This window comes from Scopulibacillus darangshiensis (assembly GCF_004341035.1).
GTDB classification, from domain to species: Bacteria; Bacillota; Bacilli; order Bacillales; family Sporolactobacillaceae; genus Scopulibacillus; species Scopulibacillus darangshiensis.
Window position 1 is genome coordinate 76,737 of the sequence record NZ_SLXK01000004.1, and the last position, 16,187, is coordinate 92,923.

The 16,187-nt window shown below is 43.5% G+C and carries 16 protein-coding genes; 7 read left to right on the plus strand and 9 right to left on the minus strand.

Annotated elements, in window-relative coordinates; translation table 11 throughout:
* Positions 1–47 precede the first annotated feature (47 nt).
* The 5 genes from EV207_RS04675 to EV207_RS04695 all read left to right on the plus strand — a co-directional run bounded on the left by EV207_RS04675 (position 48) and on the right by EV207_RS04695 (position 5,237).
* Positions 48–1,265 carry an ROK family transcriptional regulator gene (locus EV207_RS04675; protein ID WP_132744153.1) on the plus strand — a complete coding sequence of 406 codons (1,218 nt, stop codon included), beginning with the start codon at positions 48–50 and terminating at the stop codon, positions 1,263–1,265.
* Positions 1,266–1,395: 130 nt separating this feature from the next.
* Positions 1,396–2,085, plus strand: coding sequence for a GntR family transcriptional regulator (locus tag EV207_RS04680; protein WP_132744155.1), 690 nt, complete (start codon positions 1,396–1,398; stop codon positions 2,083–2,085).
* A gap of 41 nt (positions 2,086–2,126) precedes the next feature.
* The gene (locus tag EV207_RS04685; protein ID WP_132744157.1) at positions 2,127–2,960 is read left to right on the plus strand and encodes an MBL fold metallo-hydrolase; all 834 of its coding nucleotides are present in this window, start codon (positions 2,127–2,129) and stop codon (positions 2,958–2,960) included.
* 93 nt (positions 2,961–3,053) lie between these two features.
* A complete protein-coding gene (locus EV207_RS04690) occupies positions 3,054–3,896 on the plus strand; it encodes an MBL fold metallo-hydrolase (RefSeq protein WP_132744159.1) in 843 nt (280 codons plus the stop codon).
* Positions 3,897–3,926: 30 nt separating this feature from the next.
* A complete protein-coding gene (locus EV207_RS04695; RefSeq protein WP_132744161.1) occupies positions 3,927–5,237 on the plus strand; it encodes an MFS transporter in 1,311 nt (436 codons plus the stop codon).
* Between the two features lie 57 nt (positions 5,238–5,294).
* Here the strand turns inward: EV207_RS04695 and EV207_RS04700 are convergent, their stop codons facing one another.
* The 9 genes from EV207_RS04700 to ggt all read right to left on the minus strand — a co-directional run bounded on the left by EV207_RS04700 (position 5,295) and on the right by ggt (position 14,339).
* Positions 5,295–5,735: a hypothetical protein gene (locus tag EV207_RS04700; RefSeq protein ID WP_132744163.1), complete on the minus strand. Its 441-nt coding sequence runs from the start codon at positions 5,733–5,735 to the stop codon at positions 5,295–5,297.
* A complete protein-coding gene (locus EV207_RS04705) occupies positions 5,732–6,553 on the minus strand; it encodes a DUF3100 domain-containing protein (protein WP_132744165.1) in 822 nt (273 codons plus the stop codon). Before EV207_RS04705 ends, EV207_RS04700 begins: the two co-directional genes overlap by 4 nt.
* 96 nt (positions 6,554–6,649) lie before the next feature.
* Entirely contained in the window at positions 6,650–7,828 is a 1,179-nt protein-coding gene (locus tag EV207_RS04710; protein WP_132744167.1) for a M20 family metallopeptidase, read from the minus strand.
* Between the two features lie 136 nt (positions 7,829–7,964).
* Complete coding sequence (locus EV207_RS04715; protein WP_132744169.1) at positions 7,965–9,503, minus strand: solute symporter family protein; 1,539 nt, start codon at positions 9,501–9,503, stop codon at positions 7,965–7,967.
* A complete protein-coding gene (locus EV207_RS04720; protein ID WP_132744171.1) occupies positions 9,500–9,835 on the minus strand; it encodes a DUF485 domain-containing protein in 336 nt (111 codons plus the stop codon). The genes EV207_RS04715 and EV207_RS04720 overlap by 4 nt, the downstream gene beginning before the upstream one ends.
* A gap of 192 nt (positions 9,836–10,027) precedes the next feature.
* A complete protein-coding gene (locus EV207_RS04725; protein ID WP_132744173.1) occupies positions 10,028–11,224 on the minus strand; it encodes an MFS transporter in 1,197 nt (398 codons plus the stop codon).
* Positions 11,225–11,388: 164 nt separating this feature from the next.
* Positions 11,389–11,682 (minus strand): antibiotic biosynthesis monooxygenase, encoded by a 294-nt coding sequence (locus EV207_RS04730; protein WP_132744175.1) that lies wholly within the window; start codon positions 11,680–11,682, stop codon positions 11,389–11,391.
* Positions 11,683–11,811: 129 nt separating this feature from the next.
* Complete coding sequence (locus EV207_RS04735; protein WP_165886834.1) at positions 11,812–12,390, minus strand: TetR/AcrR family transcriptional regulator; 579 nt, start codon at positions 12,388–12,390, stop codon at positions 11,812–11,814.
* A gap of 149 nt (positions 12,391–12,539) precedes the next feature.
* Entirely contained in the window at positions 12,540–14,339 is a 1,800-nt protein-coding gene (gene ggt / locus EV207_RS04740; protein WP_132744179.1) for a gamma-glutamyltransferase, read from the minus strand.
* 181 nt (positions 14,340–14,520) lie between these two features.
* Between ggt and EV207_RS04745 the strand changes: the two genes are divergently transcribed.
* Positions 14,521–15,828, plus strand: a complete 1,308-nt coding sequence (locus EV207_RS04745; RefSeq protein WP_132744181.1) for a hypothetical protein — start codon at positions 14,521–14,523, stop codon at positions 15,826–15,828.
* Between the two features lie 167 nt (positions 15,829–15,995).
* The gene (locus EV207_RS04750) at positions 15,996–16,187 is read left to right on the plus strand and encodes a DUF3311 domain-containing protein (protein ID WP_132744183.1); all 192 of its coding nucleotides are present in this window, start codon (positions 15,996–15,998) and stop codon (positions 16,185–16,187) included.

Below are 16,187 nucleotides of genomic sequence, written 5' to 3' on the forward strand. Positions count from 1 at the left end.
GTATAATGAATAAAAATGACACTCTTTTTCGTATTTGAGGGATAAACGTGATCAAACAATTTATTGGGCCATTGTCAGAAAAAGAAAAGCGGATAAAGCAATTATACCGTTTTATTCGGGAACAGGGACCCGTTTCCAAAGGGGAATTAATAGAGGAAATGGGATTGAGTCAAACGACATGCACCAGGTTGATTGATGAACTTCATCAAAAGAAGCTAATCATTGAAAGCGGATTAGGTGAATCGAGCGGCGGTCGCAAGCCTATCACCTACCAAATCACTCCTGATCTTTATTATCTTATTGGAATAGATATATCCCGTACCCATACAAAAGTAATATTAATGGATCTCTCTTTAAATGTTATGGAACAGGTCAAACTTACAATGAACAAAGAAACGACACCTGAGGTTACAATCCAGTTCATAGAGGCACAAATAGAAGATATGCTTAATAAGCGGCAGACTAATTTATCGAAAGTTTTAGGTATTGGTATAGGAGCAATAGGACCGTTAGACAGGGAAAAAGGTATGATCTTAAGTCCGATTGATTTTCTTGCTCCGGGTTGGGGAAATGTCCGAATATGTGATACTTTAAGTGAAAAATTCAACCTGCCGATTTTATTAGATATTGGCGTTAACACCGCATTGCTTGCCGAATACCAAAATGGCCTCTGGAAAAAATACAACGATATTGCTTATGTCATACAAGGGGTCGGAACACGGTTAGGCGTTATCACCGATGGCCATCTATCCCGGGGGGCTGCAGATCGGTTAGGCATGTTCGGGCAAGGGCATATGGTTGTTGAGGCACATGGCCGGAAATGTGTCTGCGGAGGCTATGGCTGTATTCAAGCTTATGCTTCCATTTCGGCAATAAAGAAGGAAGTCATTCAAAGCGTAAAGCGGGGGCATGATTCTATATTGCGTGATCAAGTTCATGATATCGAAAAAATAGAGTTCAACGACATTTGCCAAGCGGTGAACAATCATGATCCCCTCTGCAGTCATCTTGTGAAAGACGCTGCCTATTATGATGCCATCTCACTTTCTAATCTAATCAATGTCCTGTTACCCGAAATGATGATACTTGCCGGTCCGGTTTATACGGAAATGGATTTGTTTTATGAGACTGTGATAAAAGCTACAAAAGAAAGGTACAGCGTTATTTATCCGGGTCATAAGATTGAATTCAATAGGGGGATCCTCGGTGAAAATGCCGTTGCCATCGGTGCTGGAAGTATAGTGTTTGATTATTACCTTAAATAGCCGTTATTTCTGTTAACTTGCATGGGTGCTTCCCATGCAAGTTTGTTATACCCCATTAACAAAATCATATATGATTTTATATAGAATATTCATTGAAATCATATATGATTAGCTATATGATATGAGCATCATGAATAATAAAAACGAAAGTAAACAGCAGAAAGCTTATAATGTGATGAAATCGCGAATCATCAAAGGTGTCTACGCTCCAGGCCAGAGAATTATTATCAATCAACTGGCTAAAGAACTCCACACGAGTGCCATTCCGATTCGGGAGGCGATTCGCCAGCTCGAGGCGGAAGGTTTAATTGAGTATCATCAGCATATTGGGGCAGTTGTTACGCCGATTGATGAAAGCGAATACTTGGATACGCTTTCCGTGCTGGCAGTCATGGAGGGCTACGCCACGGCAATAAGCCGTGATTTTTTTCCTAAAGAAAAGATATTCTCACTGCAAGAATTGAATGAACACATGAAGGGGGCTTTGGAGGATTTCGATTTCGTTGAATTTGGCAGATTAAATCGTGAGTTTCATGAACTCACCTGTCATTATTGCACCAATGATTACCTTGTGGAGACTATTAGAAAAACGTGGAGGCGCCTTGACTCAATAAGGGTTGAAGGCTCAGCATTAACTCCCAAAAGAGTGCAAGAATCTATTCAGGAGCACGAAAAGATTATTGAATTAATGGGGAAAAGCGATGCCTCCTTCCAGGAAGTTGAAACAGCCGTAAGAACGCACAAATTAAATACGGTTATAGCCTTCGAAAAGCAAAAAGATAAGGGGCAAAGCAACCATTTTTTGAATCGATTTATCTGAATATTTACTAAAGGTTAAATAGTTAAAAGGAGTGGCTGTAAATGGATAAACTTTCTGTAACGATGTTAGGGACAGGCAGTCCCCGGCCTGATTTGGAACGCTCAGGATCAGCGCAAGTTTTAACGATAAATGACACGGCGATACTGATTGACTGCGGGGAAGGAACGACATCACAGCTTATGAAAGCGGGAATTGCTCCTGAGGATGTGAACCATCTTTGGCTGACACATCTTCATTCTGACCATGTCTTGGGATATGGGCAATTCCTACTGGGCGGTTGGGCAAGGGGCCGTCGCAAGCTGACCGTCGTAGGACCAGTCGGTACAAAGGCATTTCATGAAACGATTATTAACATGTTTAAAGAAGATATCGAATATCGCGTGTCGCTCGGCCGTCCTTCCAATGGCGTGTTAGACGTTGAGGTGATTGAGGTTGAAAAGGCGGGAGAGATAGAGACTGATATTCCGGCAAAGGTTACGGCAGATTTCGTTGTCCACAATGTCATAACGTTAGCCTACCGCTTCGATGTGAATGGAAAAGCCGTTGTCTTTTCTGGAGATACAGCACCGGTTGACCGTTTGGTAGAGTTATCACGCGGAGCTCATACATTGATACATGATGCCTGCCTTTCAACGAATGTGACTTATGATAACCCAACTGACCCCGAACTGCAGAAAATTTGGGCTGAATTGCAAAAAGAACATTCCACGCCGGCACAGGCAGCGGGTACAGCCAAGCAAGCAGGTGTCAAGCAGCTTATTTTAACCCACTTTTTGCCGAATACAAATGGTGAAAAAGCCCATCGCGAGGCCTCTGAGGAATTTTCGGGGAAAGTTATTGTCGGCAAAGATTTAGAAGTCATAGACATCGTTTGATTGTAATTAGATTGGGGCTTGTTTCACCTCAATCTATTCTTTCTCCATTTGACAGCGGTTACATCTGGCTTTTACAACAAAGGAGGCTATATAATGACAAATTTAACATTAACAATGCTTGGAACGGGAAGTCCAAAACCTAATCTTGAAAGGTCTGGTCCGGCACAAGTTATAACAATAGATAATACACCGATTTTAATCGATTGCGGTGAGGGGACGGTCAGACAATTAATGAAAATGGAAATTAATCCGGCTGATATCAACTATTTATGTTTTACACACTTGCATTCGGATCATGTCTTTGGTTATGAGCACTTCCTGCTGGGAGGGTGGTCATTGGGAAGACGTAAATTGACCATCATTGGTCCTAAAGGAACGAGACGTTTCCATGAAAGGGTCTTGGAAATGTTTGAGGAGGATATCGATTACCGGCTTTCGCTTGGTATCCCAGGGCAAGGATTAATGGATGTGACTATCATTGAGTTAGAAGATGAAGGCGGCCTTGTGGACACTGAAATGCCTGCGAAAATAACAACAACACCGGTCATTCATAATGTCAAAACGTTTGCTTTCCGCTTTGATATCGGTGCCAAAGCAATTACAATTTCCGGTGATACGGCTCCGGTTGATTCGCTTGTAAAGCTAGCAAAAGGCTCGGATATTCTTGTCCAAGATGCGGCGATTAACACCTCCTCAATTAACAGTCAAACGAGCGACGACGGCAACCTTAAGAACATCTGGAAGCGGCTCGAGAATGAACACTGTACGCCTGCTCAGGCTGGTGCTCTTGCCAAAGAGGCTGATGTAAAAAAACTCGTGATGACACACTTTTTGCCGAACGTTGATGCTGAACTAGCCAGCAAAGAGGCTTCAGAAGTTTTTGACGGCGAGGTGATAGCGGGCAGCGATTTTGACGTTTTTATATTAAATGATTGATTACCAGCTTCTTAGGAAGGGACCGGTTCAATGAAATATAGATGGTTTATCTTAGGGTTGTTGTTCGTTGTCTATTTTATTCAATTTATTGACCGCACTGTTATTTCATTAGCGACAGAACCAATTATGAAAGAATTTCATTTTAGCGCTTCCGAATGGGGAATGATTCTTAGCGCCTTTTTTTGGGGGGTTGTCCCTTTTTCTATTATAGCGGGGATTGCTTCAGATAAATGGGGGGCTAAAAGGATCCTTTTAGCCGGAGCTACCATTTGGTCTCTATTTACTGCATTAACGGCGCTATCATTTAATTATATTTCATTTCTTATCGCAAGAGCCATTTTTGGTGCCGGGGAATCACCTTCCGCATCAATGGGCATTCGAATTGCTACAACATGGTACAGTCCCAAAGAGTATTCCACAGCCTTAGGAGTTGCCTTTTCCGGTGTTTACATTGCACCAGCCATCGCTTCGCCGGTTGTTGTCTGGTTAATCGGTGAGTTTGGCTGGCGGATGCCGTTTTATGTCATGGGGATACTTGGTATCATTTGGGTGCTTTTTTGGTACAAGTACTTTACTGATCGACCCGAAAATAATCCATTTATGGGTCAAAAGGAGAAAGGTTGGCTCCTTGCAGAACAGGATCATATATTGCGAAAAAGCAAGGCAGGCAAGAAGAAGTCTATTAAAGAGCTGTTAGGTTTGCCCAGGCATATAAGAGGGACGATATTAGCGAATTTATGGAGTGTGTTTTGTGTAGGTTATGCCCTATATTTTCTATTAACTTGGCTCCCGGGGTATTTTAGCATTGCAAGAGGACTAAGTCTAAAATCAATGGGTTTTGCTTTGGTCATACCATTTTTGGCAGCTGCGTGCGGTGAAGCATTTGGCGGAAGACTAAGCGATAAAATTTATGTAAAAACAGGCAGTAAGCGTTTCGCGAGAGCCTATTGGATTGTCGGTTGCTTCTTTATTCTAGCTGTATGCTTATCCTTGACCGTTATTATTGATTCAACTATCCTAGCCATTATGATTCTAGCCATTGGCGCGTTTTGCCTCGCTTCAAGTTCAGTTGTCTGCCATACCATTGTGGCAGAAACCGTTCCGGAACAGGCTGGTTCACAGGGAGGGCTGCTTCAGCTTATCAAGACCATTCCCGGGATCATAGCACCGATCATTACCGGTTATATTGTTGATTCAACAGGCAGTTTCGCCGCTGCATTCTACCTGACGGCCCTTATTATATTCTCAGGGGTGTTAGCGACATTTATATTCCTTCGTCCCCCGGAGGATGCTTCAAGAAAGATTGTGTCAAAGGATGTGGTTGAAGAGGCAGAACTATAAATAAAAAATAAAAAGGAAAAATCCCGTGACATTGAACCACACGGGATTTTTTTAAGGTTAAATTTTTCCGAACAACCTTAACGAAAATTCAGATAAAATAGCTGCGAATAAAAATGTACCTGTGAAAACAACAAGTGAAACAACGACAATACGCCAGCTTAATTTTTTAAATACACCAATGTCTTTCCCAAAAGAGAGGCCGGCATAGGCAAGGATTGGCGTTGCTAAAGCAAGAATATTGACTTCATCAGTCAGCTTTGTGAAAAAAGCGTGACCGGGGAATATCGGTGAGCTTATTAAAATGGCCAGCAGTGCAACCCAGAAAACGGCCGGAAGCTTGATAGGAATGATTTTACTTAACAAATAACCGATGATTGCAATAAGAGCAATAACAACCATGCCTGGGAATGCTTTTATTGGCGAAACGCCATATCCGACCCAATTGCCGACAAGTGTAATCAACCCAACTACTGAAAAAACAATGATTTTGTCTTTCATAACCCGGTTTCCTCCTTTTTCACGGCGGCCTTTTTACGACCCAAAAGAGGCTCTAACCAGGTATACATGCGAGCGGTAAAAGGCAAAGAGAAGAAGATACAAACATAAATGCCAATGGCGCCGGCCATAAGGTTGGCCGCACCCGCATAAACAATTAAATCATCCTTTAAGTCTGGGTAAATAACGGATAAAGCGCCTGTAGCTGCCGCCATCATGCTGTTCGAACCAACACCTGCTGCCATCGCCAGTGAAATAGGATGGAAAATTCCCCAGCCGCCTATGATGCTTGCCAGGAAAGCTACGTAAATAGCACCGAAAACCGTGCCGCAAATATAAACGCCTAGGGCTCCTCTTCCTTCGGGTGAATCAGCACCATATTTTTCAGCAATTATAGCGAGATTCGGTTCGCGGTCAATCGAATAGGTGGCACCAATCGCTTCCCGCTTCATGCCGATCAGTAATGCTACGGGAAGCCCTATGATAATCGTCCCCAGCACATGACCTGCCTCTTGAATGAGCAAAGGGATGCCGACATCAAAAATTTTCGGCAAGGATGGCCCAATAGCCGTTGCCACCTTTATAACAAACAGCATAAAACAAATGCCGAGAAAATGTGCTGCTTTATTCATTTCTTTTGTGTTCAAAAATTTAATGGAAGGCAAGCTGATGATTCCGCCCAAAACCATCGCATAAAGCATTGGGAATAAGGCAATAACACCAATCCCTACATTCAACGTTTTCGTTCCGATGATTTCTGATATGATGACTATGATCAAGACAAGAAAATGTATTTTTGCATTCTTCAGTATATTATTCATGATGTCCTCCTCGCCTGTGTAAAAACCTAAGGTGTAAAAAGCCGAATATGTCAACCGGCATATTCGGCAAAGTATTTCCATTCCTTTTTCCAAGCGTTATTTTGTGCCATTTAAATAATTGATTGTTGCTGTTCCCAACACCTTAGCAGCAATCAACAATGCCTTTTCATCAATATCGAATTTCGGATGATGGTGGGGATAGCTTTGTTCCCAATTCGGATTTTCAGCTCCCGTATAGAATATCGTTCCTTTCACATGCTGCAAGTAATAGGCAAAATCTTCGCCGCCCATTATCGGCTCACATTCTTCCACACTTGCCACACCCGGAACTGACTTGGCGAGCTCCGCAACAAATTCTGTTTCCTCCTGATGATTAACAGTCGGCGGATAGCCTCTAGTATATTCGTAACTATAATCCGCACCGGAAACAAGGCAAGTGCCTTTGACTACCTGTTCAATTTCTTTTTCAATCGCTTGCCGCACATTCTCTTTAAATGTCCTTACCGTACCGGTTAATTTGGCGGTATCAGCGATAATATTGTAAGGGTTCTTTGCTTCAAAAGAACAAACCGATACGACAGCTAAATCAAGAGGATTTAACCTTCTGCTGACAATTTGCTGCAAGTTGCCGATCAGCTGCCCGCCAATCACAATGCTGTCCCTTGTCTCATGGGGCTGGGCGCCGTGTCCGCCTTTGCCTTGTATTTTAATATCGAAACGATCTGGAGCAGCTTGAATCGCACCTGAACGATATTGGATTTTGCCGACAGGGACGTTCGCCTGCAGGTGTGTCGCAAAGATAACATCCACACCTTCAAGGCAGCCATCTTCAATCATCGCCTTTGCTCCGCCGGGAGGGAGTTCCTCCGCGTGTTGATGAACAAAGACTACCGTCCCAGCCAAATCATCTTTTAGACGATTTAAAGCCTTTGCCAATCCCAACAATGTTGCCGTATGACCATCGTGGCCACAGGCGTGCATCACACCATCAACGCTTGATTTAAAAGGGACATTTGTCTCTTCTTGGAGAGGCAGTGCATCGAAATCAGCTCGAAGTGCCACTGTAGGCCCAGGCTTGTCCCCCTTTAGAAATGCCAGGACACCGTTCCCGCCGACACCCGTCTTGACGTCATGCCCCAATTCCCTATGGTAATTGGCAATATATTTTGCCGTTTCCACTTCTTCAAATGATAGTTCCGGATTTTGATGAAGATGACGCCTTATGCTTATGATTTCGTCGTTAAATTCATCTAATAATTCATACAATTTCTCCAACACGTGTCTCTCCTTTTTCTAAGCTGCAGCTAAAATAGTGATTAGTAAAACTAGCATTATATAGTCTGAATAAAATTAATTGTCACCATAATACTATTAATCTTTTAACTTGTAAATGTACAAAAAAAGGAATACCTTATGCATCTTTCCCTAGATTGGACTGGACGAGAATCTTATCATAGGCTTCATTTCTCGCTTTGCTGTCATCCTTCTTCCGTGATAAGACGGTGCCTAAATATCCGGCGATAAAGCCAAGCGGTATTGAGACAATTCCTGGAGATGAAAGCGGGAAGAGGGCTTTGCCGACAAATATGGCATGGCCTTCGGGGTCCCACACGTTAGGGCTTAAAAATACTAAAATAATCGTCCCAAACAAGCCGACGATCATACTTGTTACTGCCCCCGTGGTGTTAAACTTTCTCCAGTAAATCGTATACAGGATGACTGGCAAGTTGGCGCTTGCTGCCAGTGTCAGGGCGAGCGCACCAAGAAAGGCGACATTCAAATCCTTCACAAACAAGGCAATAATAATCGAAATAACCGAAACGGAAATGGCAGCGATCCTGGCAGCTCGAACTTGCTCTTTTTCCGTTGCTTTGCCGCCGCGCAGGATTTCATTGTAAAAGTCGTGGGCAAAGGCTGAAGCTCCCGAGAGAACGATACCGGCCACAACAGCTAAAATAGTGGCAAAGGCGACAGCGGAAATGAAGGCAAACATGAAATTCCCACCCAAAGTCTTTGCCAATAACGGCGCCGTCATGTTTCCGGCTGGATTAGCATCAATAATCGTTCCAGTACCGACTAAGACCGTCGCCCCCAGGCCCAAAAAGATGGCCATAACATAAAAAATACTAATGACCCATGTGGCTACTGTGACTGATTTTCGCGCCACTTTGGCATCTTGGACAGTAAAAAAACGGATGAGGACATGCGGCAAGCCGGCCGCACCAAGCAAAAGCCCTATATTTAAGGAGATGGCATCAAGCCCGGAATGTCTGAGCCCCGGATTCAAAAAGGCGTCCCCAAGCGGTGAAGCTTGTTTTGCTTGTTCAAATATCGTCATGATATTGAAATTAAATTTTGACAAGACAAGGATAAAAAGCACGAAAGTCCCGGCGATAAGCAAGCCGGCTTTAATAATCTGCACCCAGCTTGTTGCTGTCATGCCGCCAAACAGAACATATACCGTCATTAAAACACCGACAATGATTAAAGAGGTCGTAAATTCGAAACCAAGCAATAGCTTAATTAGGACACCGGCGCCTACCAATTGGGCAAGCATATAAAAAATGGAGATCGTAAGTGTGTTCAGCGCGGCGAATCCCCGGACCTTCTTCCGATCAAACCGTGCTGTGATCATATCTGCCAGCGTATATTTCCCGAGGTTTCTGAGCGGTTCAGCAACTAGATACATCACGACTAGATACGAGACAAGGGCGCCAAGCAGCAAATATAGCCCGTCAAAGCCAGTTAACGCCACACCGCCGACGATCCCCAAAAATGACGATGCTGACATAAAGTCGCCTGAAATAGCGAGGCCGTTTTGCCAGCCCGTCAACCCGCCGCCTGCGGTATAAAATTGATTGGCGTTCTTCGTTCGTTTGGCAGCGAAGTAGGTGATGAAAAGCGTAGCAATAACAATGAGTAAAAATAATGAGAAAGCAGTCCCATTCATAAATCATTCACTTCCTTAGCTCCATCATGTTTACCGGGCCGTTTCGTTTTGATTTGATCAGATAAATGATCAAATTTCGCCGCCTTATTTGAGTAAAGGCCGGCCATTGTCCAGGTCATAATGAATTGTAAAAATGCCAAGAACCAAGCCCAAGTAATCGGACCAATCAATGGTTTGTTAAGTACGGTTGAATAGGTTGTCATGATTGGAAGGAAAATGAAAAATGCAGCGATGAAAATAATGGCTGGAACAATGAACCTTTTTTTTGCTTTAAGAAGCTGTTGAAATTCTACCGTTTGCACAATTTGACTATACTTCTTATTGTCATCCATCTTTTTGCCCCTTTCTGTAATTAAGCGCTTTCAGATTTTGCTGCCTGAACGCATAAATAAATGGAATAATCTGATATATAGCGCTGTTATCAGCGTATCACTTTAAGCAGGAAAAGGGGAATATTCTTTTCGTTGGAAACCGATATGAAAAAAGTATGGTGAGAAGGTATGATAGGGGCCAGGCCCGGGCCTTTAGCCCTGTGCCTGGCCCTTGTTTATCAAATTGCCATTCGTCTTTTTCCTATGGTCTAGCCTCAAAAACTGAACAAGCAATAGAATTTCTGCAAGTGACAGGAAGCCGCCGATGAGAAAAGGGAGGTGGATATTGAAAGCAAAAACGGACGTTCCAAGTATGGGGCCGACGATTCGTCCCAAACTTCCCATCGAAGAGTTGAGGCCTGTGGTCATGCCTTGGCCAACCGAGGTTTTCTTAGTCAATAGCGACAGGACACATGGGCGGATTAAGGCGTTCCCGGCACTGAAAATCGCCAAGTAAAGCATCGCCGTTCCTATATTTTCGGATAAAAGGATCAAAAAGAATCCGGCTGATGAAGCCACGAGACCGATGGCGATCCCTTTGGTTTCACCGCCTTGCTTAGTGAACAGGCGAATGACGCCGCCTTGCATGATCGCTTCGACGACACCGACAACCGCGAACATGATGCCAATCTCAAATACTGTTGCCCCGATTTTTTCCATCTCAAAAAATTGAAAGGTGGACTCCAAACCGGCCAAAGCGAAGGCGACAGAAAAGGAAAGCACATAAAGGTATTTCGTGGAACCTGTGAAAGCTTTAAGCCTTGATGGTTTTCCATGAATGTTATGTGTCTCCCCAAGATTCTGCAGGGATTCCTTTAGTGTTCCGGCTGCGACAAACATCATAATTAGGGTCAGAACCGCTGCAGCGTAAAAAGGAACATACGGACCCCAAAAGTTGAATAGTCCGCCAATAGCCGGACCGAGAATAAATCCGATCCCGATCATCATACCAACAATGCCCATGCTTTTTGCACGTTCTTCCTCACCGGTAATATCAGCAACATAAGCCATCGCACAGGCGGAAAGTGCACCTGCCGAAAGGCCGCCTAAGATACGCGAGAGATACATTAACCAGAGTTGACCCCCGGAAATCGCAAAAAGGAAAAAGCTGATGCTGAAACCGAGTAATCCCCAAATAATAACGGGGCGCCTGCCGACGCGGTCAGAATATGAGCCCCAAATCGGTGCCGTGATAAAGGAAACAATTGAATAGACTGAAAGGAGCAGGCCGAGATGAACCGGCGGCGCGCCGATGCTTTTAATGATTTTCGGCAGAATAGGAATAATCATTCCAAATCCAGTGTAGACCGCGAGTTGTATGGCAGCGATCATCAATAGTGGCTTTTTCATAAAAAGCCCCCTTTCTTAACGTGTTTTACGTATAAAGAAAACTTGGCTTATCGCCAAGCTTTAATGGCGAAAGCCTTAGTTGCACTTATGTGCGTCAGAAAGTTATACTTTCTGGTTAACCAAAAAAGGCTGGAGCGCGTCTCCAACCTTGTCTCACCCATCATCTAGGCGATGACTTCACCTTCATAGTAGCTTGCTTGTGAGTTTTGCGTTTGGGATGTCTGTTTTTCCGCTTTGCGGGAGTGGGAATGATGCTGATGAAACATGTCACTGTTCACATATGCTTCGAAATCCTCTTTTGTTTCCCATCGAGAAATTGCTTCTATTTTATTGTCTGCTTTCCATAGCTCCATATTGACGAATCCGTTGCATTCTTTTAACTGAGGTGCGGACATACGAAATCGTTCAGCGATCTTTTCTGGATCTTCCGTGGTAATTGTATTGACAACAACGTACATGATTAAGGTCCTCCTTTAATTAGACTTATTTTGACACAAGTGTCGGTTAACGATAAAAAATCAATATTTAATTACTAAAGCCATCATCTCAAATCCCGACACATCTGTCAATAAGGCCGTTTTGAATCTCTATGACCTTTTTGTGCCGCTCATTCCTTCATATAGGACTTGAAAGATCAACTCACTCCAATCCCGATGGTTCATTGCGTCATCATTTGGAATCTCGATCGCTGTGAAATAGACACGGGCTAGAACTGAACTTGGGATGTCCGAGCGGATCTCGTCTGTCTGTTTTGCCTTTTCAATTAAATCCGTTATTGTTTGATAAAGCCTTGTATGTTCTTCGGAAAGCCTGTCAATCGACGATTTAACAGCGGGTGAGCTGTCACGGTTAATCAGCGGAATCATTTGTGTGATTTGATGAATCTGAGAATATTTTATGAAAATTTGCATCAGCTCTTTTAGATGCATCAGCGGGGAAGCCAGCGGTTTTAAAGCTTCACTTTCGGCCGTAAGCCTGTTCATAATATTTATCATATAGGCGGTGACAAGCTCCTCTTTGCTCGCATAATATTCATATATTGTGCTTCTCGCCACATTCAGCCGGTTTGCCAGCAATTTAAAGTGAAAGCCGTCATATCCTTTTTCCAGAAGCAGCCGCTCTGTCTCTGCCATAAGATCTTGAAAATCAATTTTCCGTTTCGCCATAATGTTCATCCTCATCATTGAAAATACCGAAGTCTAAATTGCTTCTAGCCTTTAATTTAATGTAAAATCGGCTAAAACTCAAGCTGCCCAAGCAAAAAACGCCTCAGCTTCCAAATAGGGAAGCCTGAGGCGTTCATTAAATACGTTATTTATTTATCATTGTGCCTGTTATGGTGATCATGGCGCGCGCCTTTAACATGGTCTATTCCTTGAGCGCGTCCTTGCCTGGTTGAGTCGGCGGCCCCTAGATAAAAGTTAGGGTAAATCCTGATCATTTGAACATTGCCGATATCTCTTGGCACCTTATCAAATTTATAACCTAACTGTTCTAATTGTCCCCGAACATTCTCCGGAACGCCTTGTTCCCAGCGGATATCAGGATAATCCGGGCTGTAAATCCGCTGTTCCTCGATCGCCTGTTTTGGCGCCATGCCGTAATCAATCACATTTATGATTGTCTGAGCAACGGATGTGATGATGGTCTTGCCGCCGGGAGATCCGACCGTCATGAAGGGATTGCCGTCTTTATCGAAGACAATCGTCGGACTCATGCTGCTCATCGGACGCTTGCCCGCTTTAACCTGGTTAGCGCCACCTGGGACCGCATCAAAGTCGGTCATTTCATTATTCAGCATGAACCCATACCCAGGAACCATAATGCCTGTTCCAAATTCCTGCTCAATCGTTGTCGTGTACGAAACAAGATTACCCCATTGGTCTGCCACAGTAAAATGGGTTGTTTCTCCAGTCTTTTTGTCATTTGGCTGCTCAACATAGCCGTGGTTTTCACCATCTTGATAGGCCCATGGATCACCAGGCTTGATACTTTTGTTTGCTTTTCCGAGCTCAATAAGCTGTCTTCGCTTAGCAATGTAATCATCATCGAGCATGCCTTTCATCGGCACATCGACGAATTTTGGGTCACCGATGTAGGCGCCGCGATCGGCGTAGGCGACATGCATCGCTTCGGCTAAAAGATTATATTTTTCAGGTGAGCGGGGGCCATATTGCTTCATATCATAGCCCTCAAGCAGCTTTAAGATTTGCAGCACTGTCAAACCGCCTGAGCTTGGCGGGGGCATCGTTGCCAGCTTATAACCGCGATAAGTGCCCATTAACGGCTTATCCACAGTGACATCATAATTGGACAAGTCTTTTTCTGTCATAGTACCGCCGAATTTTTGGACGGTGGAGGCCAGGGCTTTGGTAATCGGGCCGTGGTAAAGGGCAGCCGACCCGCGCTTTTCAATCATATTTAATGTCTTCGCCAGATCCTTTTGGACGAGTTTATCGCCTTTTTGCAGCGGTTCCCCATTAGGTAAAAAGATATTTTTGGCAGCGCTTCTTGACAGTTTTTCCTGGTTATCCTTAACTGCGTCAGCAAGCACCCAATTGACTTTTACGCCATGTTTGGCCAGCTTTTCGGCTGGCGTCACAAGTTTTTTCCAGTCTACCGTTCCCCATTTGTCATAGGCTGTCTCAAGTCCTTTTAATGTGCCGGGAACACCGACGGCATCACCCATCATGACCCGTTCGTCGAAGGGTATGGGTTTTCCATCTTTATCGAGGAACATATCAGGCTTTGACCCGGCTGACGCTTTTTCGCGGCTGTCGATTATGGTTGTCTTGTCCTTCTTAGCGTCATACACCATCATGAAACCGCCGCCGCCAATACCGGACATCATCGGTTCGCTGACATTTAAGGCAAATTGAATGGCGATGGCAGCATCGACCGCATTGCCGCCGTGCCTTAAGACATCAGCGCCTATTTTTGTCGCTTCTGGATGAGCTGTTGCAACCATGCCTTTTGTCCCAACATCAACCTGATATTTAGGCAAATCACCTTTTGGCGTCTTGCCATGCTCGTCCGCGTGAACGGCGGGCAGATTAATTCCGAGCAGCAAGCACAAGGTCAACAACACAGAAACGACTTTTACAACATTACGCATCACTAATCCCTCCCATTGTTTTCGACATATAATAACAGAATAGTATAAATTATTTAAGTGCCTTTTGATCTAAATGACAGTAAAACGAGTTTTGTTGAATCATGGTTTCCCGAACGATAAAATTAAGATGTGCAAAACTTTGGATTCAAAACAATTGAACATTGTTTGGGAGTGGAAAGTGATGGTCTTTAAAATCGGAGTGATCGGTCCGCAATTGTCAGTGGAACGTATTCTAGATATAGCGAAAGAATTTGAACTTGAGATGGCATTTAACTCTTATCCCTACACAAAACCAACTGAAACGGAAGAGCTTATAAAGCAGAATAAGCACGGAATAGATGCCTGGTTATTTTCAGGACCAATTCCTTATGAAATTGCAAAGAACTCCTTAGGTGAGGAAGAGGATTTGGATTTGGTGCTTATCTCCCCGACCGAAACAGGAATTTACAAAGGGCTGGTGGATCTTGCCTATCAAACTGGGAGTTTACTCGAATCAATAAGCATTGATATCCCATTTTCAGTTGACTTGGTCGATCATGCACTAAACCAATTGGAGAAACCGCCAAGTCATGTTTATATGAAAACCTTCGATGTTCATATTAACCCGGAAGAATTGTTTCAAACCCATCTAAAGTTATGGGAGGAAGGAAAGGTACAAGGTGTATTAACTACCTATTCATCGGTAAACGAGGATTTGAAAAAAATGGGCATTCCATCCCACTGGATTACGACAAGCCGTTTGGAAACGAGACAAACCTTACAAATTCTAGCGGAAAAAGTCCGCGCTTCGTACTTTAAGGATACGCAAATTGGTGTTGAAATCATTGAAGTCGAGCAATTTGACCGGATTATAGAAAAGGCAAAAAGCCCTTACCATTTACAATATCTTGAACTCCGTTTAAAGGAAATGCTGCTTCAATTCTGTGAAAGGATGGACGGGTCGTTATTAGAAAAGGGGAATGGGCGTTATGTGATCATTTGTTCTCGGGGGGCGGTTGAACGTGAAATGGGTGTCCTGCAAAGTACTGTGGATCAGTTGTCGTTAGAAACCGATAGTCCTGTTAGTGTAGGAATAGGATTCGGGGAAACTGTTTTTTCAGCTGAAAGCAATGCCCGCCGTGCCATACAACAATCAAAAGAAAAGCCGGAGCGTGGTACAGTTATCGTTGAAGATGACGGTAAGATTATCGAATCACTGGAACAAGGAAGAAGATTAGCCTATTCTCCACGGATAGATGACAGGAATTTGTTAAATAAATTGAAAAAGGGAAATATCAGCGTTAAAACCTATAACAAAATCAATGCCCTTATAACAAGAATGGGCTGGCAAGATTTTTCGACAAAAGATTTAGCTGTTCAACTTCATATGACTAATCGCAATGCCCAACGAATTATTGCGGATCTGTGTGAAGCAGGATTAGCAGAATCCATCGGGGAAGAAGCGCGTTACAGCCGTGGAAGACCAAATAAAATTTATCGATTAAAATAGACATCCAAAAATTGGATGTCTATTTTTTATAGTTTATTTCAAAAAACCATTGAATTCTAAAAATTGTTTACATAAAATAAATATATAACGAAATTATCGCTTTATATTCGCTAATTAAATATAAAGCGTTTTCCATTACACTTGTTTGCGGAAGGGGAGTGGATTTGGTGAAGCTAAAGCATATCGTGTCAATCCTGCCTGTCATTGGGCTGCTTGTCGGAATACCGTTTGTTAACCGGGCGGAACCTTATATTTTGGGAATGCCGCCCATGATGTTTTGGGTAGCATTATGGACCGTGTTGACTTCGGTCACCATGTTTATTGTTTACAAACTAGAAAAAAAACAAGAAAGCGGGTGA